Origin of the sequence: Pokkaliibacter plantistimulans (genome assembly GCF_003194385.1) — a bacterium.
GTDB classification, from domain to species: domain Bacteria; phylum Pseudomonadota; class Gammaproteobacteria; order Pseudomonadales; family Balneatricaceae; genus Pokkaliibacter; species Pokkaliibacter plantistimulans.
The window spans coordinates 1-20,711 of record NZ_LAPT01000061.1 but is presented as its reverse complement, the minus strand read 5'-3'; the positions used below and the strand labels follow the sequence as shown (position 1 = coordinate 20,711).

Below are 20,711 nucleotides of genomic sequence, written 5' to 3'. Positions count from 1 at the left end.
TAAAATCTATCTGCGTTGCCGAATACCGCGTCAAAAACAGGCTCAAAATGCTCATTTAGTTCACTAAACTCCGCTTTTTCGCCTGTTTCTTGTGCCCTCGGGGTATTTCCTTGTCTCGGCGGCCTCGATAACGTTTTTCAACAGCCTGCTAGTGGCCGCGCCTTATCCGCGGCAACGCAGATGGATTTTTATCCCCTGTCAGATCGTTAAGACGGTCTTATTCACTGAGAGAACATGATGACCATTGCGGCTACCCCCAAACCTCCCTACTACGCGGTGATCTTCACCTCGCTGCGTACCGATGTGGACGATGGCTACGGCGAGACGGCGGATGCCATGGTGGTACTGGCCGAACAGCAGCCGGGCTTTCTCGGTGTGGAGTCAGCTCGTGAGGGGCTGGGGATCACCGTCTCCTACTGGCGAGATCTGGAGGCGATTCGCCACTGGAAACAGCAGGTGGATCATCGCGAAGCCCAGTGCCGTGGCCGGCTGGACTGGTACAGCGCCTTCAAGACCCGTATCGCGCTGGTTGAGCGTGATTATGGATTAGAACGTGACGGTGGCTTAGCAGGCTGTTGAAAATCTATCTGCGTTGCCGAATACCGCGTCAAAAACAGGCTCAAAATGCTCATTTAGCTCACTAAACTCCGCTTTTTCGCCTGTTTTTTCCTTGTCTCGGCGGCCTCGATAACGATTTTCAACAGCCTGTTAGAGCCTGATCAGGCTCTGGCACAGAGTCAGAACCAGCAGTGATATCAGGCGTAACGGATACAGGCAGTGTGAATCGCATGGCAGAACGGAGGAAAGTGCAGTGAACAATATCAGGCTGGCGTTGGTGGGGGATTTTGATCCCGGTATCACCGCCCATCAGGGCATCGTCAAAGCGGTTGAGCTGGCGGAGAGCGCACTGCACGCCGCCATTGAGGCACAGTGGCTGGCCACCGACAGTCTGACCGATGAGGAACCACTGCGCGCCTTCGACGCCATCTGGTGTGTGCCGGGCAGCCCTTATCGCAGCATGGATGGCGCATTGCTGGCCATTCGTTTTGCCCGTGAGCAGGGCAAGCCTTTTCTTGGCACCTGCGGTGGCTTTCAGCATGCAGTGATCGAGTTTGCCCGCAATGTGCTGGGCTGGCAGCAGGCGGATCATGCTGAAACCGCACCGGATGCGGAACGGTTACTGGTCACGCCGCTGAGCTGCTCGCTGGTGGGCGTGAATGAGCAGGTCAGTCTGCAACCCGGCAGCCGGCTGGCTGAACTGTATGGCAGTGATCGTGCCGAGGCGGGTTATCACTGCCGCTTTGGTCTTAACCCGGACTGTCTGGACGCGCTGCTGGCAGCCGGGATGCAGGTAGCAGCCCGCGACAGTGCCGGTGAAGTACGGGCGCTGGAGCTGACTGACCAGCCATTCTTTTGTATGACGCTGTTCCAGCCTGAACGACTGGCCTTGCAGGGCGTGTTGCCACCGCCCTTGCTGGGGTTATTGCAGGCCGTCGGGCAGCCGCGCCGAGTGGCCTGACGCGATGCGGCGCTGAGGCGCTGCACCCAGCCACGTGCTCTATTCCGCTATGACCCAATCAGCCTGTTCACAGGCTACCGTGGAGGATTTATGACCACCCTGAAGACCATCAGCCCGATTGACGGCAGCGTCTATGTGGAGCGGCCCTATGCCAGCGCTGCTCAGGTGCAGGCCACACTGGCAGCCGCTGTCGCTGCCCAGGCCAGCTGGAAAAAGGTACCGCTCAGCGAACGCAAGGCCCTCTGTGCTGCGGCCATCGAGTGCTTTGCTGCCCATAAGGACAAGATCGCTGAAGAGCTGAGCTGGATGATGGGGCGCCCCATTCGCTATGGCGCGGGTGAGGTCAACGGCGTGGTTGAGCGCGCCAGCTACATGATCAGCATTGCCGATGAGGCGCTGAAGCCGGTGGACGTCGGCGACAAGCCCGGTTTCCAGCGCTATATCAAGCGGGAGCCGCTGGGGGTGGCACTGATCATTGCGCCGTGGAACTACCCCTATCTGACAGCCATCAACTCGGTGGTGCCGGCGATCCTTGCTGGTAACAGCGTCATCATCAAACATTCGGCGCAGACACCGCTGTGTGCAGAACGGCTGGTGGCTGCGTTTACCGAAGCGGGCCTGCCGCCAGGGGTATTCCAGTATCTGCATCTGAATCACGCCGATACCGAAGCACTGATCAAAGCGCCTGAGGTTAACTACGTGGCCTTCACCGGCTCGGTGCCCGGCGGGGCCATGGTCGAACAGGCCGCGGCGGGACGGTTTATTCCGGTCGGGCTGGAGCTGGGGGGCAAAGACCCGGCCTATGTCCGCGCGGATGCCGATATTGCCCATGCGGTGGATACTGCCATCGATGGCGCCTTCTTCAACTCCGGCCAGTCCTGCTGCGGTATCGAACGCATCTACGTGCACGAAGCGGTGTACGACGAGTTTGTCGAAAAGGCTGTGGCGATGGTCAAAACCTACACTCTCGGCCGTTCCGACGATCCGCAGACCACCCTTGGGCCTGTGGTTAAGGCCAGTGCCGCGGAGTTTGTTCGCGAACAGATTCGTGAAGCCGTCGCTCAGGGCGCCGTCGCCCGCATCGACCCGGCCTTGTTCCCGCTGGATCAGCCCGGCACGCCCTATCTGGCGCCACAGGTACTGACCGATGTGAACCACAGCATGCGGGTGATGACCGAAGAGTCGTTCGGCCCGGTCGTGGGTATCCAGAAAGTCAGCAGTGATGAAGAAGCGCTGGCGCTGATGAACGACAGCGATCTGGGGCTGACCGCGGTGATTTTCACCAGTGATATCGAGACCGGTATCGCGCTGGGTGAGCAGGTCAACACCGGCACCTTCTTTATCAACCGCTGTGACTATCTGGACCCGGCACTGGCCTGGACCGGCGTCAAGAATTCCGGTCGTGGCTGCAGCCTGTCGAAAGTCGGCTACGAGTCCCTGACCCGTCCCAAATCCTTCCATATCAAGACGACCATCTGAGGTGTCAGTGATGAGCGCAGATCTGTCTCAATACACCATGAACTGGAACTATCCCACGGCGGTCAAGGTCGGGGTAGGGCGTATCAGGGAGCTGGCGGCCGCCTGCCGCCAGCTGGGCATGAGCAAGCCGTTGCTGGTGACTGACCCCGGTCTGGCAGCGCTGCCGATGCTGACGGAGATTCAGACCATGCTGCAACAGGACGGCCTGCCCGCCGGGCTGTTCAGCGAGGTCAAAGGCAACCCGACCGGCGAGAACGTCAGCGCCGGGGTAGCCGCGTTCAAACAGGGTGGCTATGACGGTGTGATTGCACTGGGCGGTGGCTCGGCGCTGGATGCTGCCAAGGCAATTGCCCTGATGGTCGGGCAGGATCGTCCGCTGTGGGATTTTGAAGACGTGGGTGACAACTACCTGCGCGTCAACGTGGCCGCCATGGCGCCGGTGGTCGCGGTGCCGACCACTGCCGGAACCGGTTCGGAAGTCGGCCGTGCCTCGGTCATCACGGACAGTGAACAGCATGTGAAGAAGATCATTTTCCATGCCCGTATGCTGCCTGCCATCGTCATTCTTGATCCGCAGCTGACCCTCGGCCTGCCGGCCAAAATCACGGCCGCGACCGGTATGGATGCGCTGTCGCACAGTCTGGAAGCCTACTGCTCGCCGTACTTCCACCCGATGGCGGAAGGCATCGCGCTGGAAGGCATGCGTCTGGTCAAGGAATACCTGCCACGCGCCGTGGCCGATGGTCAGGACGTTGAGGCACGTCTGCAGATGCTGGTGTCTTCCAGCATGGGTGCTACCGCTTTCCAGCGTGGGCTGGGGGCCATGCATGCGCTGGCGCATCCGTTGGGGGCGCTGTATGACGCGCACCACGGCCTGCTGAACGCGGTACTGATGCCCTACGTGCTGGTGGCCAACCGCGAAGTGATCGAAGAGCGCATGGAGCGCATGGCCCGCTATCTGAACCTGCCCACCGCTGGTTTTGCCGGTGTGCTGGAGTGGGTGCTGGAGCTGCGTCAGAGTCTGGGTATTCCCCATACCCTGGCCGAGATCGGTATCGATGAGTCGAGACTGGAAAAGGTCGGGGAAATGGCGGCGGTGGATCCTTCTGCCGGTTCTAACCCGATTGCATTCAGTGCCGCGCAATACAGCGTTATCGCCGCCCGGGCGGTACGCGGCGAGCTGTAGTTTCGAGCTATCCAGAAAGTGCAGGGCAGCAGGGTCAAGCGTTGCTCTGCCAGGCGGGAGGTATACCGATGAAAATCGGCATTCTGCAATGTGACGACGTCAACGAAAAGTTGCAGCCGCGTCACGGTAATTATCCAGAGATGTTCATGGCTTTGCTGCGTGAACAGGACCCTGCTCTGACGTTTCAGACCTATCGGGCGATGGAGGGCGAACTGCCCGCTCATCCCGATGAGTGTGATGCCTATATCACTACCGGCAGCCGTCATGGCGTCAATGACGGCTTTGACTGGATCGCTGATCTGGAGCATCTGGTGCGGCAGCTGTATGAAGCCAACAAGCGGCTGGTCGGCATCTGCTTCGGCCACCAGCTGATGGCTAAGGCGCTGGGAGGGCAGGTGATCAAATCGGAGAAGGGCTGGGGCGTGGGCGTGTCCTTCAACCAGCTGCATGCCGAGCAGCCCTGGATGTCACCCTGGCAGCCGGCCATGGATCTGATCGTCAGCCATCAGGATCAGGTGGTGGGGCTGCCCGATAATGCGCAGGTGCTGGCCAGCAGCAGTTTCTGCCCCTATTACATGGTGCAGTACGGCGACCACCTGATGAGCATTCAGGGGCATCCGGAATTCAGCAAGGCGTATTCGGCTGACCTGATGCAGATGCGCAAGGGCATCATCCCTGAAAATCGTGTGCGCGAAGGCATGGCATCACTCAATGCTGCGCTGGATGACCGGCTGGTCCTGCGCTGGATCGTGCAGTTCCTGCGCGGCGAGTAAACCACGGCTTATATTCAGACAGAGCCCGGGCCGGTTATGGTTCGGGCTCTGCTGCTTTTCTCCCTTCCCCGGCAACCGCAGCCATCTCACTTGAAGAATGGCTTGTCAGCGGTCTGCGCTTCTAAAGGCTTTCCCTTAATCCTGCTCAACTATATGCCTGATTTCATGCTGTCTGACCTGATATTTAGGCACATCTGCAGTTCTTATTTGTCTGATTCACGCCACGGCACACTACATTCATGATGTTTACGTTGATTTGATATTCTAAATGAGTATGATTCTCATTTGTTTGGTGGTTGGGTCAGATTTTCAGGGAGCAGAGGCATGTGTGAACAGCCAGTGTCCACAGAGTTGGATTGGTCAGCGGTTTTCCTCGACTATCGCGATGCGTTGATTGATACCTCAAATCGCATTGTCGGGTGTCGCCGCCGGGCCGAAGACGTGGTGCAGGATGCCTATATCAAGATCACCGAAATGACCGAGCTGCGTGGCTCCGTGCGTCAGCCTGTCAGCTACGCCTTCCAGGTGGTGCGCAATCTGTCCATTGATCGCCGTCGCCGTCTGCAGTTCGAGCAGTGTCACTTCGTCAACGAGGCCGATGCCTCCCTGCATGAGATCAGCGATGGTCTGAGCACGCCCGAGCATCTGGCCATTCAGGGGCAAACTCTGTTAGCACTGGACCGTGCCCTGTCCAGCCTGCCCGAGCGCACCCGCCGCGCCTTTGAAATGTACCGACTTGGCGACTTTACCCAGAAGGAAATTGCCCAGCAGATGGAGGTCTCGCCCACGCTGGTGAATTTTATGGTCAAGGATGCCCTGACCGCCTGCAGGCAGGCGTTATTCAATCAGGAATAGACGTCGTTGGGGCTGGCCTTCTGTACCTGATTCCGCTGAAATACGGCGGTTGCAGTAACAAAGATGCCGGAACCTCTATGGCCAACGAACACCCTCCTAGCGATGAACAGCTCTGGCAGGAAGCCCTCGACTGGTTACTTAAACTCCATGAACAGACCGACGCCGAGGGCGAGGTCCGTGATCAGGTGCTACTGGCCGGGCTGGGTAACTGGCTGCGTCAGGGCAGCGGCCAGCAGCAGATGTTCAATCAGGCACTGACCGTATGGGAAGCCACCGGGATGTTGCCACCCGGCAGTATGGAAGTGATCAATCGGGTCCTGGAGCGGGTACGGCAACAGCTCTGACGCTGATCGCGTTTTCATAATAGACAGCGCTTCAGCGAAGACCGCTCCTCACCCCATCACCGCGAACAAACAAAAAACGGCAGAGGTTACCCCCTGCCGTTTTTTATTGCCGTTTCCGCTGCCGTTACATGGCGATCTGGAAGTGGTCCGAGGCGTGGTTGAGCACTTCGGTCTGTTCGGCCAGACGACGGGTGTGCTGGTCCAGACTCAGGCGCAGGGACTTGGTGGCGTTGGTGTGATGGTTGATGTGTTCCATCTTGGCGGCGATATCGTCGGTGGTGGCAGAAATCTGCTCCACCGCGACCACCACCTGCTCCATTTCCTGACTGAGGGTGGTGATAGCGGCAGTAATGTCGCCGATGGCACCCGCCACATTGCCAGCGCTGCGTTCACCCTCCGCCGCCAGCCGCAAACCATCTTCCATCAGGCGGCTCATTTGCTGCGTCTGCTCGGTGAATTCACCGATGATGGTGCTGATGCCGGTGGTGGCTGACATGGTCTTCTGCGCCAGTGAGCGCACTTCATCGGCGACTACCGAGAAGCCCCGACCGGCATCACCGGCGCGGGCGGCTTCAATGGCTGCATTGAGCGCCAGCAGGTTGGTCTGGTCGGCCAGCCCGTTGATCATGTCGATAATGCCGTTGACCCGTGAGCTGGACTGGCTCAGGCGACCGACCTGTTCGTGTGTACTCTGGATCAGCTGCGACAGATGACGCATGGCCTCGACGCTGCCAGCGATCACATCGGAGCCGGTACGGGCAGCGTCAGTGGCCACCTGTGAGGCCTGGCTGACGTCAGACGTGCGGCGCGCCACATCACCCACAGTGACGGAAATCTGCTGGGTGGCCGAGGCGGCCTGTTCGGTCTGCTGTTCCACCTGCGAGCTGTTTTTGCCCAGCTCGTGCATGGTGTGATCAAGGCGGTCATGCAGCTCGGTCAGTTCGCGGTTGCCCTCCACCAGCCGGTGAATCAGCGAGGCGACTTCTTCCACCATCTTGTTGGCGGCATCACCCAGCTGATTGAACTCGTCACGACGGTTTTTGTTCAGGGTCACCGAAGAGGTCAGGTCACCTTCTGCGACCCGTGACAGCAGATGGCGGATGGCCTTCAGCTGGCGGTTGAGGGTCATGGAGATGCGGCCCAGCGTCAGCAGCAGGAACAGGGCAACGGCCACAGAGGTGCCGAGCATCAGGTAAATGGAGAACTGGTGGACCTTTTCGGCCCGCTCGGAGTCTTCCAGCAGGATGCCATTGCGGATGGAGGCACTCTGCATCTCGATCTGGGTGGCGAGCATTTCACCGACGGCTTCCAGCACGGTGGCCTGATCGTCGATGGTGTCCTTGAGCTTTTTCTGCTCCGGGCCAACCTGGCTGAGGTCAGTGTCGAGGCCCAGCTGTTTGCGGTTCTCCAGCCATTTCTCACGCAGATCGGCGTAACGGTTGACGTTCTTCAGGATCTCCCCGGCGGCATCGCTGACGTCTTTGTCCTGCAGGGTATCGGCCGCAGCGGCCATCTGCTCGGCGGAGGTGGTCAGGGTATTGAGGTTGTTCTGCAGTTCAATCTGGTTGTCTTCCGACAGGGTGATGCTGAGGTTTTCAATTCGCATCCAGTCGCTCAACAGGCGCTGGGAGGTGGTCTCATAGGCCGTCGCCTTCAACATATCCTTGTACGAGGCGCGAACCTGGATCAGTCCACTCAGGGAGCTGACAGTCATCAGCGCGAGACCGGCCAGAGTAACCAGAATCAGCAGGATGAATTTGTGACGCCAGGAGAGCGCAAACATTCTTTTCTCCAGTGGGAGGGTGTAACGCCGCAGCGGCGTTGGAGAGTACTGAGGGCGGGTGCACTGACCCTTGCCGAGCGAGATGGTCGCACTGCTTTGTTACATTTTTCTTAAAGCAGATGGGAATAAATGGCATGTTCATCGGTGTTTGCTGCAACGGCGGTGATCAGGGCTGATTGCCCTGTAAATAGGCAGCAGGCAGGCGGGCTTTCAGCTCCTGATCGAGAAAGTCCACCAGCAGGCGCACTTTGCGTGAGGTGTAGCGGTTGGAGCTCATGACGGCCCACACTGCGGTATCACGCTGGCGAAACTGCGGCAGCAGTTCACACAGCTGGCCGGATGCCAGATAGGGGGTGACGTAGAAGTCCGGCAGCTGGCAGATCCCCAGCCCTTTCAGGGCCGCATCAAGAATGGCGTGGCCGTTATTACAGTGGATGCGTCCTTCTACCCGCAGCAGACGGGTGCGTTTCTGCTCTTCAAAAGCCCAGGTGTCCTGCGTGCCCACCAGACAGTGGTGCTGCAGCAGTTCATCGAGACTGTGCGGTGCGCCGTAACGGGCAAGATAATCCGGTGAGGCACAGACGTACATATCCCGTGGCGCCAGCCGCCGTGCCACCAGTGACGATTCCGGCAGATGGCCGAGGCGGATGGCAAGGTCGTAGCCTTCATCAATGATGTCCACCACCCGGTTACTGAGATGCAGTTCAATCTGCAGCTCGGGGTAGCGTTGGGCAAAGTCGTTAACCAGTGGCGCGATATGGCGCTCGCCATAGGCCACCGCGCAGGTCAGGCGCAGTTTGCCGCTGGGCGAGTGTTGCAGATCAATCAGGGTGCGCTGGGCTTCATCGAGGCTGTCGAGCAACGGGCGGCAACGCTGATAGTAGATACGGCCCAGTTCGGTCAGGGCGACGTGGCGGGTAGTACGCTCGACCAGACGCAAGCCGAGGTGCTTCTCCAGCGCATGCAGGCGGCGGCTGATATTGGCGGTGGAGGTGCTGAGGCGCTCAGCCGCGGCGGTAAAGCTGCCGGTTTCTGCCAGCGCGACAAACTCGTTCAGACCAAACCATTTTTCCATTACTGCAGGCCACTCTGTGAATTTTGAGGTGATTATTACATCAACGTAATGATGCTTTGCATTTTGCCATGATTATCACCGCAGCGGGCTGTCCTACAATGGGCGCCATTGTCTTTTGATGGATGAAAGCTGATTTCATCCGCGTGAATGAGTGCCTGCTCGCCTTGCCCTGTCGGTGACGCCTGAGTGCGATGTTGCTGACGGGCGTCCGGGCCGAGCGCCACCGTGATACAACCAAGGAGTGAAAGATGATTACGTGTCGTGCCGCCGTTGCCTGGGAAGCAGGTAAGCCTCTGACTATCGAGCAAGTGCAGGTTGCACCGCCCAAGGCCGGTGAAGTGCTGCTGAAGATGGTTGCTACCGGTGTCTGCCATACCGACGCCTACACCCTGTCAGGTGCGGACCCTGAAGGTCTGTTCCCGGTGATTCTTGGTCACGAAGGCGGTGCCATTGTTGAAGCCATCGGTGAGGGTGTGACCAGCGTTGCCGTGGGCGATCACGTGATTCCCCTGTACACCCCCGAATGTGGCAAGTGCAAATTCTGCCTGAGTGGCAAAACCAACCTGTGTCAGGCCATCCGCGCCACTCAGGGTAAGGGCCTGATGCCGGACGGCACCAGCCGTTTCTCACAGAACGGTAAGCAGCTGCTGCATTACATGGGCACCTCTACCTTCAGCGAATACACCGTCGTCCCGGAAATCGCCGTAGCCAAAATCAACAAGGCGGCACCGCTGGATAAAGTCTGCCTGCTGGGCTGTGGCGTCACCACCGGTATGGGCGCGGTGCGCAATACCGCCAAGGTAGAGCCCGGTTCAACCGTGGCCGTGTTTGGTCTGGGGGGGATCGGTCTGGCCGCCATTATCGGCGCGGTGCAGGCCAAAGCCGGTCGCATCATCGCCATCGACATCAACCCCGAGAAGTTCGAGATTGCCAGACAGCTGGGCGCCACAGACGTGGTCAATCCCAAGGATTACGACCGCCCCGTGCAGGAAGTGATCGTTGATCTGACCGACGGTGGTGTGGACTACTCGTTTGAATGTATCGGTAACGTCAACGTGATGCGTTCTGCACTGGAATGCTGCCACAAGGGCTGGGGCACCTCGGTCATCATCGGTGTGGCCGGTGCCGGTCAGGAAATCAGCACCCGTCCGTTCCAGCTGGTCACTGGCCGTACCTGGAAAGGCACCGCCTTCGGTGGCGTCAAGGGCCGCAGCGAGCTGCCCGGTTATGTCGATCGCTATATGAACGGCGATTTCGATCTGGATGTGTTCGTCACCCACACCATGGGTCTGGACGACATCAACCATGCCTTCGATCTGATGCACGAAGGCAAGAGCATCCGTTCCGTCATCCTGTTCTGATCTGACTCTTCCCTGCCGGGTCACGCCGGCAGGGAATCGCCCTGAGGATATTCCCATGCCCCTCACTCTGGTCTCCAGCCAGCGTCTTTTTGAAGGCTGGCAGAAACGCTACCGCCATCAGGCGCAGAGCACTGCCTGCGACATGACCTTCTCCATCTACCTGCCGCCACAGACCGCGCAGGGCAAAAAAGTACCGGTGCTGTACTGGCTGTCCGGGCTGACCTGCAGCGATGAGAACTTCTCCACCAAAGCCGGTGCCCAGCGGGTGGCGGCAGAACTGGGGATGGCTCTGGTGATCCCCGATACCAGCCCCCGTGGTGATGCGGTGGCCGATGATGCTGCCTACGATCTGGGTCAAGGCGCAGGCTTCTACCTGAATGCCACCCAGGAGCCCTGGCGCGCGCATTTCCGCATGTACGATTACATCGTCAGGGAATTGCCGGAGCTGATCGAAGCACACTTCCCGGTGACGGAGCAGCGGGCCATCAGTGGTCACTCCATGGGCGGCCACGGTGCCCTGACCATCGGTCTGAAGAACCCCGAGCGCTACACCTCTATTTCGGCGTTCTCACCCATCTGCAACCCCTGCAGCTGCCCCTGGGGCGAAAAAGCCTTCGCTGCCTATCTCGGCGAAGCGCGTCAGGAATGGGAGCAGTACGATGCCACGCTGTTGCTGGAAAAACTGGGTGTGGCACTGCCCATCAAGATTTCTCAGGGCTCAGAGGACAGCTTCCTCAAGGAGCAGCTGAAGCCCGAAGCCCTGCTGGCAGTGGCCAAACGGGTCGAAGTGGAAGTGGACTATCAGCTGTGCGAAGGCTACGACCACTCCTACTACTTCATTTCCACCTATATCGAGGCGCATCTGCGCTTCCACCATCAGCATCTGCTGGCCAGCTGAGTGGCCGCAGGCAATAAAAAACCGGAATTGAGATCCGGTTTTTTATTGCGTCAATGTCTGACTGGTGGGGATTATTTCGACAGCTGGTTGGAGAACTGCGAGACCGCCGCCACCACTTTCTGCGCACCTTCCTGAATTTCCTCGATCACCACTCCGGCCTGATTGACCAGCTCCAGCACCTGCTCGGCCTGTTGCTTGCTGCCCTCGATGATGGCGACGGCATTGGAGGTCAGCGCCTGGTTCTGGCTGACCACGCCGACAATTTCCTCGGTCGCGGCGCTGGTGCGTGATGCCAGTGAGCGCACCTCATCTGCGACCACGGCAAAGCCACGGCCCTGTTCGCCGGCGCGGGCGGCCTCAATGGCGGCATTGAGGGCCAGCAGGTTGGTCTGGGCGGCGATGCTGCTGATGCTCTGGATAATGGCGCTGATCTGTTGCGACTGCTGATCCAGATCGGCAATGCCTTTGGCGGCCGTCGTCATCTGCTCGGCCAGTTTATGCATGACGCCGGCAGTTTCTTCCATCACCTGGCGGCCGTTCCTGGCACTGATGTCGGTCGCATTAGAGGTTTCATAGGCAACATTGGCGGCATCGGCCACGGTTTTCTCACGTTGGACCTGGTCGGTGATGACCGAGGCGAACTTCACCACCTTGTAGAAACGCCCACGGCTATCAGCGATGGGGTTGTAGGAGGCCTCCAGCCAGACATCACGGCCGTGTTTGTCGATACGATGAAAACGACCGGCACTGAAATGCCCCTGGCGCAGCCGGTCCCAGAATTTTTCATAGTCGGCTGACTGGGCTACGGCTGGCTCACAAAATATGCGGTGGTGCTTGCCCTTGATCTCCTCCAGACGATAGCCCATGGCATTGAGGAACAGCTGGTTGGCATCCAGTACGTGGCCCTGCATATCAAACTCGATCAGTGCAGTGGAGCGCTGTAGCGCCTTGATCAGGTTTTCATACTGCTGCGAGGCTTCGATGGTACGGGTCAGGTTATTGGCAATCAGCACAAAAAAGTCGAGTTCACCCTGACGTCTGGCCACCGGATGGATAATCACCCGTAACCAGAACTGCTCGCCGTGACGGTTCCCCAACTGCAGTGCACCGACCCAGTGCTGGCGGGCGCTGATGGCGGCATTCATGCGTTTGAAGTGATCGGTCTGGCGATGTTCCTGCGGCACCAGATCGGACAGCGTGCGACCGAGCAGTTCGGTCTGGCTGACCCCCAGCTCCTGTTCAAAATGGTGATTGGCAAAGATGATCTTGCCGCTGGGGTCGATGTTCATTGACATCATTTCATCATATAGACCATCGCGGGCCTGCCTGAGCGCGTGCAGCTCCTCCCGCAGCGCCTGGTTTTCTTGCTTCAGTTTGGAACCAAACATGACCCGTGCCCCTGTGACTGTCTGATTAGTATGAGGTTATAGACCAATTCCGCGGCCTTACCAGAGAGAATATGCGGTGCCAGACATCCTGTCGTAGCCCTTGAAACGGGTGTCAGATCCCGTGTGTTGTTTTGCTTATGCGGGTGACTACGCTGTGGTGCGTTTGCCCCGAAAGTACCGATTCTCAGGGAAATACCGGCTTTAGCAAGAGTGAATACGCAGTGGCAGATGCAGCTCAGCTGAATAAGGTCGGGAGACAGGAGCAGGAGCCTGACGGGGCAGGCTCCCACAGCGTGAGCTACAGGTCTTTGACCAGTCGCAGGGCATCGTAGATGGCCGCATGGGTATTGCGCGCCGACACCGCATCACCGATGCGGAACAGCTGGAACTGCCCTTCGGTATTGGGCAGCCGTGTCTGTGGCTGACCGGCAATCAGCTGGCCGTAGTCGACTTCGCCACGATTGCTCGATAGCGGCTGCAGCTCGAAATACAGCTCGTCCAGCGGCAGAGTGCCGTGGTTGACCACCACCTGATCCACCAGCCGGGTCTGGCTGAAGTCACGCTGGCCGTCGTTGTAATCACTGTCGATCAGGGCGGCCAGCTGGTTGCCTTCGCGGTATACCTGCTGCAGACGATAGGTGACGGTGAAGGTCACCTGCTGTTGCTGCAGGGTGCGCAGATAAGGCACCAGATTCATCCCCATCACTTCCGGGGCAAAGCTGCGGTCCGGCGTCATGATTTCCAGCCGGGCGCCGCTGCTGGCAATGACCTCGGCGGCCTGCAGCGCGGCATGGTCTCCGGCATCGTCGAACAGCAGGACGTTGCGACCGGGTTTGATGTCGCCGGAGAGAATATCCCAGGCCGAAACCACCAGTTCGCTGCCGTGCTCCACTACCTCGGTATCGGGATAGCCGCCGGTGGCGATGATCACCACATCGGGCTGCTCTGCCAGCACCGAGTCCGCTTCGGCCCAGGTATTGAACTGGAAGCGTACCCCCAGTGCTTCGCACTGCGTCTGGCGCCAGTCGATCAGGCTGATCATTTCATGCCGACGCGGACTCTGTGCCGTCAGCCGGACCTGACCACCGGCATCGCTGGCAGCTTCAAAGACGATCACTTCATGGCCCCGTTCGGCCGCTACCCGCGCCGCTTCCAGCCCGCCGGGGCCAGCACCAACCACCACCACCCGCTTGCGCGTGGCGGCTTTGGCAATGTCGTGGGGCATGGTCAGCTCGCGGCCGGTGGCGGGGTTGTGAATGCAGTAGGCCGCGCCGCCCTGATAGATGCGGTCGAGGCAGTAATTGGCGCCGACACAGGGGCGAATGCTGTCTTCCTGTCCGGCGATGATCTTGCGCACGATATGGGGGTCGGTCATGTGCGCACGGGTCATGCCGACCATATCCACCTTGCCGCTGGCGATGGCATAGCGGGCAGTGGCGACATCGGCAATCCTGGCCGCATGAAAGGTGGGGAAGTCAGTGGCGCTGCGGATGTCGCCAGCAAAGTCCAGATGGGGCGAGTTGCGCATGCCCTGAATGGGGATGACATCGGTGAGACCGGCATCGGTGTCGATATGGCCGCGGATCACATTGAGGAAGTCGACCATGCCGCTGTCTTTCAGGCGCCTGGAGATGGCCAGCCCGTCATCCCGGCTCAGCCCGCCTGCCAGCATTTCATCGGCCACGTAGCGCACGCCGACAATAAACTCACTGCCCACCCGCTGGCGGATCGCCCTGAGCACGTCGAAGGTGAAGCGCAGGCGGTTGTCGAGATCGCCGCCGTAGGGCGCGTCGAGGGTGTTGGTCAGCGGTGACCAGAACTGATCCATCAGGTGGCCATAGGCTTCCAGCTCGATTCCGTCCAGCCCGGCGGCATGCATCCGCTCGGCGGCATCGGCGTAGTCGCTGATGATGCGCTGGATGTCCCAGTCTTCCAGCCGTTTGGGAAAGGCACGGTGAGCCGGTTCGCGTTTGTGTGACGGCGATACCACCGGCAGCCAGTCACCTTTGTCCCAGCGGGTGCGGCGGCCCAGATGGGTCAGCTGGATCATGACCGCGGCACCGTGCTCATGGCATTCATCGGTCAGCGCCCTGAGCCAGGGAACGACCTCATCCTTGTAAGCGAGGATGTTGTTGAAGGCTGGTGGGCTGTCGCGGGAGATCGCCGCCGAACCTGCCGTCATGGTCAGGGCGACCCCGGCTTTGGCGCGCTCCACATGGTAGGCGCGGTAGCGCTCTTTCGGCATGCCGTCATCGGGGTAAGCCGGTTCATGGGAGGTAATCATGATGCGGTTGCGCAAGCGCAGGTGCCTGAGCTGATAGGGCTGCAGCAGGGGATCGTTGGACATCGTCGGCGCTCCTCAATGTCACTATTCCGCGATAACCAGAATGGGGTGGTGATTAACGCTAGAGCACTATGTACACACGTGTCAATTTTATGTTCATGGGTGTACTTGATAAAAACACCGATGTACATTTCCCCCTGTCAACATGACTCCAGAAAGAGTGAGCACGCCTTCGGCGATGCTGACACCACAACGAGAACGACCTTCATGCCTGAACTGGATAACCCCGATACTGCCGCCGCCAGTAGCGCCACTGCGACGGCCAGCGCACTGCCCGACAGTGGCTGGCGTGGCTCGGCGGAGCTGTGGTTGCAGGCGGCCTACGATAGCCTGATCGAGGCCGGTATCGACGCGGTACGCATCATGCCGCTGGCCAAGAAACTCAACCTGTCACGCACCAGCTTCTACTGGTTTTTCAAGGACCGGGATGCCCTGCTGACCGGCCTGCTGGCGCAGTGGCGGCAGCGTAATACTGACAATCTGATCGGCCAGACCCAGGCCTATGCCGAGAGCGTCGCCGAGGCCGTCCTCAATGTGTTCGACTGCTGGCTCGACCCGCAGCTGTTCGATGCTCAGTTTGAATTTGCTGTGCGCTCCTGGGCGCTGCAGTCACCCGAGGTGGCAGCGCAGGTGGCGGCTGCCGATGAAGCACGGCTGGCCGCCCTGCGGCAGATGTTTGAACGCTTCGGTATGGATGCACTGGCCGCCGATGTGCGCGCCCGCACCGTCTACCTGACGCAGATCGGCTATATCTCAATGAAGACCAGTGAAGCGCTGGCGATCCGCATGCAGCGCATTGCCGACTATGTGCAGATTTTCACTGGCAGCCATGCCGAAGCCCGCGAGCTGCAGCGCTTTTACGCCCGCCATGGCTTTCAGCCTGCGGCGGAAGCAGGGCAGGGCGTATGAGCTGGCAACCCCGGCGGCTGGGTATCATCGGTGGCAATGGCTGGCTTGGCCGGGCCATGGCTGAGGCCATGCTCGGCAGTGGTTGGCTGCCGCCCGACGCCCTGTGGCTGTCGGGCCGGACGCTGCCAGCACAGCCGCTGATCAGCGGGCAGCCGGTGCACTGGACGACCGATAACCAGCAGCTGCTGAACCAGTGCGATGCCGTCATTCTGTCGCTGCGTCCGCAGGATTTTTTTGCGTTGTCGCTGCGGGCTGAAAACACCCTGCTGATTTCTGTCATGGCCGGTATTTCTGTGGCTGAATTGAGCGCCCATGCGGCGTGCAGCGCGGTGGTGCGCTGCATGCCGAACGCAGCCATTGCCATCAGAGGTTCCTACAGCCCCTGGCTGGCATCGGCAGAGGTATCCGCTGCACAACGGCGCTGGGTACAGAGTATGTTGTCGACCTGGGGCAGCGAGGATGAGCTGGAAGAGGAAGATCATCTGCACTATCTGACCGGTTTATCCGGATCAGGACCGGCCTTTCCGGCCCTGCTCGGACGCGCCATGAGTGAGCATGCACTGTCAAGAGGACTGCCGGCGCATGTCGTAAACAGAGCAGTAGAGGGCGTTCTGGTCGGGGCAAGCCCGCTGCTGGCTGGGCAGAATGAGGGACCGGCCCGCGTTGCGCAGCGATTCCTCGATTACCAGGGCACCACCGCGGCGGCATTGATAACGATGATCCAGGAAGGATTCGAGCAGGCCATCCATCACGGTCTGCAGGCGGCAGAACAGGCCGCTTTCAACATGACCCCAGAAACAATGAACAGCAGAACACCCGATAGCGTTCCCGTGGGAGCGCCCCGTACCAAGGGAGACAGCTGAGGCGGTGCCGCTGACTTCCTGACCCTCGCTACGCACCGCGCCACGAAGGAACAGGATATGAAGCAACTGGTTAAGAAGCAGTTTGTCGTCCCTACTTGCCTGGCCATGGCAATGATGGGGGCTTCTGCCGTGTCCCAGGCGGCTGAGTGCGGTGATGTCACCATCGCCAACATGAACTGGCAGTCCGCTGAAGTGCTCGCCAACATCGACAAGTTCATCCTCAACAACGGTTATGGCTGCCATGCCGAGCTGATTGTAGGTGACACCGTTCCCACCATTACTTCCATGACCGAAAAGGGCCAGCCGGATATCGCCCCGGAAGGCTGGGTTGATCTGATTCCTGACGTGGTAAAACGCGGCCTCGACGAAGGCAAGCTGGTCGTCACTTCCAAAGCGCTGTCAGATGGCGGCAATCAGGGCTGGTGGATTCCCAAATACATCGCCGATGCCCATCCCGATATCAAGACCATTCAGGACATGCTGAAGCATCCTGAACTGTTCCCCTCTCCTGAAAATCCCAAGCACGGCGCGATCTTCAACGGTCCGCAGGGCTGGGGTGGCACGGTGGTCACCTCGCAGCTGTACAAGGCCTATGGCGCCGAGAAAGCCGGCTTCGATCTGATCGATACCGGCTCTGCCGCAGGTCTGGATGGCTCCATCGCCAAGGCCTATGAGCGCAAGGAAGGCTGGGTGGGCTACTACTGGGCACCGACCGCGCTACTGGGCAAATACGAAATGGTCAAACTGGGCCATGGCGTACCGCTCGACAAGGCGGAGTGGAAGCGCTGCAACACCGTTGCTGACTGCGCCGATCCCAAGCCGAACGACTGGCCGGTAGACAGCGTCGAAACCCTGGTCACCAAAGGGTTTGCGGACCGCGCCGGGGATGCCATGGTGTATCTGCAGGCGCGTACCTGGCCGAGCAGCACCGTCAACAAACTGCTGGCGTGGATGTCTGACAATCAGGCGACCGGTGAAGAAGGCGCGGAATACTTCCTCAAGAACAATCCGGATATCTGGAGCAAGTGGGTCTCTCCCGAAGTGGCAGAGAAGGTGAAATCAGCGCTCTGATTTCTCGTTCGGGCCGTCAGCTCGTGACAGGTTCATGGCTGTTGCTGACGGCCAGCACTGTATCGCCGGCAGGCTTGTGCAGCCTGCCGACCAACCCGGAACGCTTGGGTGGAGTACCTCACCATGGCCAATTGGTTAGCCGACTTTCCGCATCTTGATTCCGAGCTGCTGAGAGCACTTAAAAAAACCATCGATGAAGGATTTAGGGCGTTTACCCGCGCCTATGGTGATGCCATCGAGTCTTTCTTTGATCCGCTGCACTTCTTTCTGGTGCACGCCGAACGCTTCATGACCGAAACCCCCTGGCCGATCATTCTCGGTCTGGTGGCGCTGGTGTCCTGGCTGGCCAGCCGTAACTGGAAGATTGTGGTCAGTGCGGTGGCCATTCTGCTGGCTATCGGCTTCCTCGATATGTGGGAAGACACCATGAAGACCATTTCGATGATCTTCGTCTGTACCGTGCTGTCGATTCTGGTCGGCATCCCCATCGGTATTGCCATGGCACGCTCCAATCGCATGCAGAAGATCGTCAATCCGATTCTCGACGTGATGCAGACCATGCCGAGCTTCGTCTATCTCATTCCGGTGGTGATGCTGCTGGGTATCGGCAAGGTGCCGGGGCTGATCGCCGTGGTGATCTATGCCATCCCGCCGGTGATCCGCCTGACCAATCTCGGTATCCGGCTGGTCGATAAGGACGTGCTGGAAGCCGCCGATGCCTTCGGTGCCTCACCCTGGCAGCGCCTGACCAAGGTGCAGATGCCGCTGGCCCTGCCGACCATCATGGCCGGTATCAACCAGACCATCATGATGGCGCTGGCGATGGTGGTGATTGCCTCCATGATCGGCGTGCAGGGGCTGGGGCAGCCGGTGCTGAAGGCCATTGCCAACCAGTATTTCACCCTGGGTATCTTCAATGGTCTGGCCATTGTCGGTATCGCCATTATTTTTGACCGTGTCAGTCAGGCCTATGGCAAGCGGCTGCAGAAACATCTGGAGGTCGTCCATGGCTGAAGCAACACCGGGGCTGGGTATTGAGATCCGCCATCTTTACAAGGTCTTCGGCAGGGACCCGGTCGGCCATGTTGAGCTGGCCAAGCAGGGCATCAGCAAGACCGAGCTGAACGAAAAATATGGCCATGTGCTGGGTCTGCGTGACATCAGCATCAGCATGCCGGCCGGAGGTATACAGGTCATCATGGGGCTGTCCGGCTCCGGCAAATCGACCCTGATTCGTCATATCAACCGGCTGATCGAGCCGACCGCTGGTGAGGTGCTGATCGGCGGTCAGGACGTAGTGAAGATGGATGATCAGGCGCTGCGTGAGTTTCGCCGTCATCAGACCGCCATGGTGTTCCAGAAGTTTGCCCTGCTGCCTCACCGTACGGTGCTGGAGAACACCGTGTTCGGACTGGAGATTCAGGGCAAACCGCGCAGCATGCAGGAGCAGGCTGCGCGCTACTGGATCGAGCGGGTCGGTCTCAAGGGCTTTGAGGACAGCTACCCTAATCAGCTATCAGGCGGCATGCAGCAGCGTGTCGGTCTGGCACGGGCACTGGCCAACGATGCACCGATTCTGCTGATGGATGAAGCCTACTCGGCACTGGACCCGCTGATTCGGGTGGACATGCAGACGGTGTTACTGGATCTGCAGAAGGAAATCCGCAAGACCATCGTCTTTATCACCCACGATCTGGATGAGGCCCTGCGTCTGGGGGATCGCATTGCCATTCTGCGCGACGGTGAAGTGATCCAGCAGGGCAGCAGTCAGGAGATCGTGCTCAATCCTGCCGATGAGTACATCGCCAACTTTGTTAAAGAAGTGAACCGGGGTCGGGTGGTGCAGGTGGAAGCCATCATGCAACCGCTGTCTGCCGGCGTGACGCCGAACGTCACCGCCACCGCAGGGACCACACTGGAAGAGGCCATGAGCCTGCTGTCAGCGGCGCAGAGCTATGAGCTGGCCGTCGTCGATGACAACGGCAGCAGGCTGGGCATGGTCGATATGCAGGGCATCATGGCGGCTATCTCCCGCAGTGAAACGCCCCGGCCAGCCGCCAAGCCGACGCTGGTAAAACACGTCGGCTAACACCGTTTTCACCTGATCGTGGTGAGTGGCTCAGGCTGCTCACCCTGTGTAAGGCGGCAGCAGGAAGCTGCCGTCTGCTTGTTGACCCGTTAACCTGCTGACGCTGACCCATCCGGCGTCAGTTTTTTCTGAATCTCCCCACTACTGCCGGTTGCCCGGGCGCCATACTTTCAGCCAGCGGGGCAGCATGGTTTCCAGCACCTGATCCTGCAGGATCACATGGTGATAGATAGCCGCCACGGCGTGCAGCCCGGCCAGCCACAGAATGGCATCCCCCAGCCAGGTATGAATCTCCGCAATGCTCTGACCCAGATCGTGGGCGTCGCCAAACAGTGCGGGCAGCTCCACGCCTCCAAGCAGGATGATCGGGTGATTGCCCAGCCAGGCACCGGCGATGGCCGTCATCGGCACCGCGAACAGCAACAGGTAAAGCAGCCCCTGCACGGACTTGGCGCCGATATGCAGCAGACGTGAGACCGCCTGTTGCGCAGGGCGGCTGTCCAGACGCATCCAGATCACCCGGATAATGGCCAGCACAAACACCGCCATGCCCAGGGTTTCATGCAGTTGCCGGTCAAAGTCGCGACTGGCGGCATAGACGTGCTGTTCCGGACCACCCAGACCGGTGCTGAAGGCGGCCAGTACCAGAATGGCCGTCAGCCAGTGCAACAGCTGGGCAAAACCGCCGAAACGGTCAGTGGGTTTGAGTGGGGCTAAGGTTGTGTTCATCGTGATCGTCCTTTGATGTGAAAACTATCTGCGTTGCCGAATACC

Annotated in this window: 18 protein-coding genes and 2 pseudogenes; 14 read left to right on the top strand and 6 right to left on the bottom strand. The window is 59.6% G+C overall.

Going from position 1 to position 20,711, the window contains the following annotated elements; translation table 11 throughout:
• Nucleotides 1-234 precede the first annotated feature (234 nt).
• The 7 genes from WH50_RS13075 (at nucleotide 235) to WH50_RS13045 (ending at nucleotide 6,156) form a co-directional block, all read left to right on the top strand.
• Nucleotides 235-579, top strand: a complete 345-nt coding sequence (locus WH50_RS13075) for an antibiotic biosynthesis monooxygenase family protein (protein WP_110187711.1) — start codon at nucleotides 235-237, stop codon at nucleotides 577-579.
• A 232-nt stretch (nucleotides 580-811) separates the two neighbouring features.
• On the top strand, nucleotides 812-1,519 hold the full coding sequence (locus WH50_RS13070; protein ID WP_110187710.1) for a CTP synthase C-terminal region-related (seleno)protein: 708 nt from the start codon (nucleotides 812-814) through the stop codon (nucleotides 1,517-1,519).
• A gap of 90 nt (nucleotides 1,520-1,609) precedes the next feature.
• Nucleotides 1,610-2,998, top strand: a complete 1,389-nt coding sequence (locus tag WH50_RS13065; protein ID WP_110187709.1) for an aldehyde dehydrogenase family protein — start codon at nucleotides 1,610-1,612, stop codon at nucleotides 2,996-2,998.
• Nucleotides 2,999-3,008: 10 nt separating this feature from the next.
• Nucleotides 3,009-4,184 carry an iron-containing alcohol dehydrogenase gene (locus WH50_RS13060; RefSeq protein WP_207780298.1) on the top strand — a complete coding sequence of 392 codons (1,176 nt, stop codon included), beginning with the start codon at nucleotides 3,009-3,011 and terminating at the stop codon, nucleotides 4,182-4,184.
• Nucleotides 4,185-4,252: 68 nt separating this feature from the next.
• Nucleotides 4,253-4,957: a glutamine amidotransferase-related protein gene (locus tag WH50_RS13055; RefSeq protein WP_110187708.1), complete on the top strand. Its 705-nt coding sequence runs from the start codon at nucleotides 4,253-4,255 to the stop codon at nucleotides 4,955-4,957.
• A 324-nt stretch (nucleotides 4,958-5,281) separates the two neighbouring features.
• On the top strand, nucleotides 5,282-5,812 hold the full coding sequence (locus WH50_RS13050) for a sigma-70 family RNA polymerase sigma factor (protein WP_104155910.1): 531 nt from the start codon (nucleotides 5,282-5,284) through the stop codon (nucleotides 5,810-5,812).
• A gap of 77 nt (nucleotides 5,813-5,889) precedes the next feature.
• Nucleotides 5,890-6,156 (top strand): hypothetical protein, encoded by a 267-nt coding sequence (locus WH50_RS13045; RefSeq protein WP_110187707.1) that lies wholly within the window; start codon nucleotides 5,890-5,892, stop codon nucleotides 6,154-6,156.
• Between the two features lie 124 nt (nucleotides 6,157-6,280).
• Here WH50_RS13045 and WH50_RS13040 read toward each other — a convergent pair whose 3' ends face one another.
• Both WH50_RS13040 and WH50_RS13035 read right to left on the bottom strand, forming a co-directional pair.
• The gene (locus tag WH50_RS13040; protein WP_110187706.1) at nucleotides 6,281-7,939 is read right to left on the bottom strand and encodes a methyl-accepting chemotaxis protein; all 1,659 of its coding nucleotides are present in this window, start codon (nucleotides 7,937-7,939) and stop codon (nucleotides 6,281-6,283) included.
• 166 nt (nucleotides 7,940-8,105) lie between these two features.
• Complete coding sequence (locus WH50_RS13035) at nucleotides 8,106-9,014, bottom strand: LysR family transcriptional regulator (RefSeq protein WP_110187705.1); 909 nt, start codon at nucleotides 9,012-9,014, stop codon at nucleotides 8,106-8,108.
• Between the two features lie 251 nt (nucleotides 9,015-9,265).
• Here WH50_RS13035 and WH50_RS13030 point away from each other — a divergent pair, with 251 nt between their 5' ends.
• Together WH50_RS13030 and fghA are read left to right on the top strand one after the other, a co-directional pair.
• On the top strand, nucleotides 9,266-10,375 hold the full coding sequence (locus tag WH50_RS13030; RefSeq protein ID WP_459536958.1) for an S-(hydroxymethyl)glutathione dehydrogenase/class III alcohol dehydrogenase: 1,110 nt from the start codon (nucleotides 9,266-9,268) through the stop codon (nucleotides 10,373-10,375).
• Between the two features lie 55 nt (nucleotides 10,376-10,430).
• The gene (gene fghA, locus WH50_RS13025; RefSeq protein ID WP_110187703.1) at nucleotides 10,431-11,273 is read left to right on the top strand and encodes an S-formylglutathione hydrolase; all 843 of its coding nucleotides are present in this window, start codon (nucleotides 10,431-10,433) and stop codon (nucleotides 11,271-11,273) included.
• 71 nt (nucleotides 11,274-11,344) lie between these two features.
• On the opposite strand, the pseudogene WH50_RS27325 reads toward fghA, so the two are convergent.
• From WH50_RS27325 to WH50_RS13015, 3 genes and pseudogenes are all read right to left on the bottom strand, one after another.
• Nucleotides 11,345-11,779: pseudogene (locus tag WH50_RS27325) on the bottom strand (methyl-accepting chemotaxis protein); the annotation flags it as partial.
• A gap of 108 nt (nucleotides 11,780-11,887) precedes the next feature.
• Nucleotides 11,888-12,661, bottom strand: a pseudogene (locus tag WH50_RS27320) (PAS domain-containing protein); the annotation flags it as partial.
• A 298-nt stretch (nucleotides 12,662-12,959) separates the two neighbouring features.
• Nucleotides 12,960-15,008 carry an NADH:flavin oxidoreductase gene (locus WH50_RS13015; RefSeq protein ID WP_110187701.1) on the bottom strand — a complete coding sequence of 683 codons (2,049 nt, stop codon included), beginning with the start codon at nucleotides 15,006-15,008 and terminating at the stop codon, nucleotides 12,960-12,962.
• Between the two features lie 204 nt (nucleotides 15,009-15,212).
• Between WH50_RS13015 and WH50_RS13010 the strand changes: the two genes are divergently transcribed.
• From WH50_RS13010 to WH50_RS12990, 5 genes are all read left to right on the top strand, one after another.
• Nucleotides 15,213-15,914 (top strand): TetR/AcrR family transcriptional regulator, encoded by a 702-nt coding sequence (locus WH50_RS13010; RefSeq protein WP_110187700.1) that lies wholly within the window; start codon nucleotides 15,213-15,215, stop codon nucleotides 15,912-15,914.
• Nucleotides 15,911-16,777, top strand: coding sequence for a pyrroline-5-carboxylate reductase family protein (locus tag WH50_RS13005; RefSeq protein ID WP_110187699.1), 867 nt, complete (start codon nucleotides 15,911-15,913; stop codon nucleotides 16,775-16,777). The genes WH50_RS13010 and WH50_RS13005 overlap by 4 nt, the downstream gene beginning before the upstream one ends.
• A gap of 57 nt (nucleotides 16,778-16,834) precedes the next feature.
• Nucleotides 16,835-17,848 (top strand): ABC transporter substrate-binding protein, encoded by a 1,014-nt coding sequence (locus WH50_RS13000; protein ID WP_110187698.1) that lies wholly within the window; start codon nucleotides 16,835-16,837, stop codon nucleotides 17,846-17,848.
• A 123-nt stretch (nucleotides 17,849-17,971) separates the two neighbouring features.
• Nucleotides 17,972-18,862: an ABC transporter permease gene (locus WH50_RS12995; RefSeq protein ID WP_110187697.1), complete on the top strand. Its 891-nt coding sequence runs from the start codon at nucleotides 17,972-17,974 to the stop codon at nucleotides 18,860-18,862.
• Entirely contained in the window at nucleotides 18,855-19,937 is a 1,083-nt protein-coding gene (locus tag WH50_RS12990) for a quaternary amine ABC transporter ATP-binding protein (protein WP_110187696.1), read from the top strand. The genes WH50_RS12995 and WH50_RS12990 overlap by 8 nt, the downstream gene beginning before the upstream one ends.
• Before the next feature lie 141 nt (nucleotides 19,938-20,078).
• On the opposite strand, the gene WH50_RS12985 is transcribed toward WH50_RS12990, so the two are convergent.
• A complete protein-coding gene (locus WH50_RS12985; protein ID WP_110187695.1) occupies nucleotides 20,079-20,666 on the bottom strand; it encodes a cytochrome b in 588 nt (195 codons plus the stop codon).
• Between the last annotated feature and the right edge of the window lie 45 nt (nucleotides 20,667-20,711).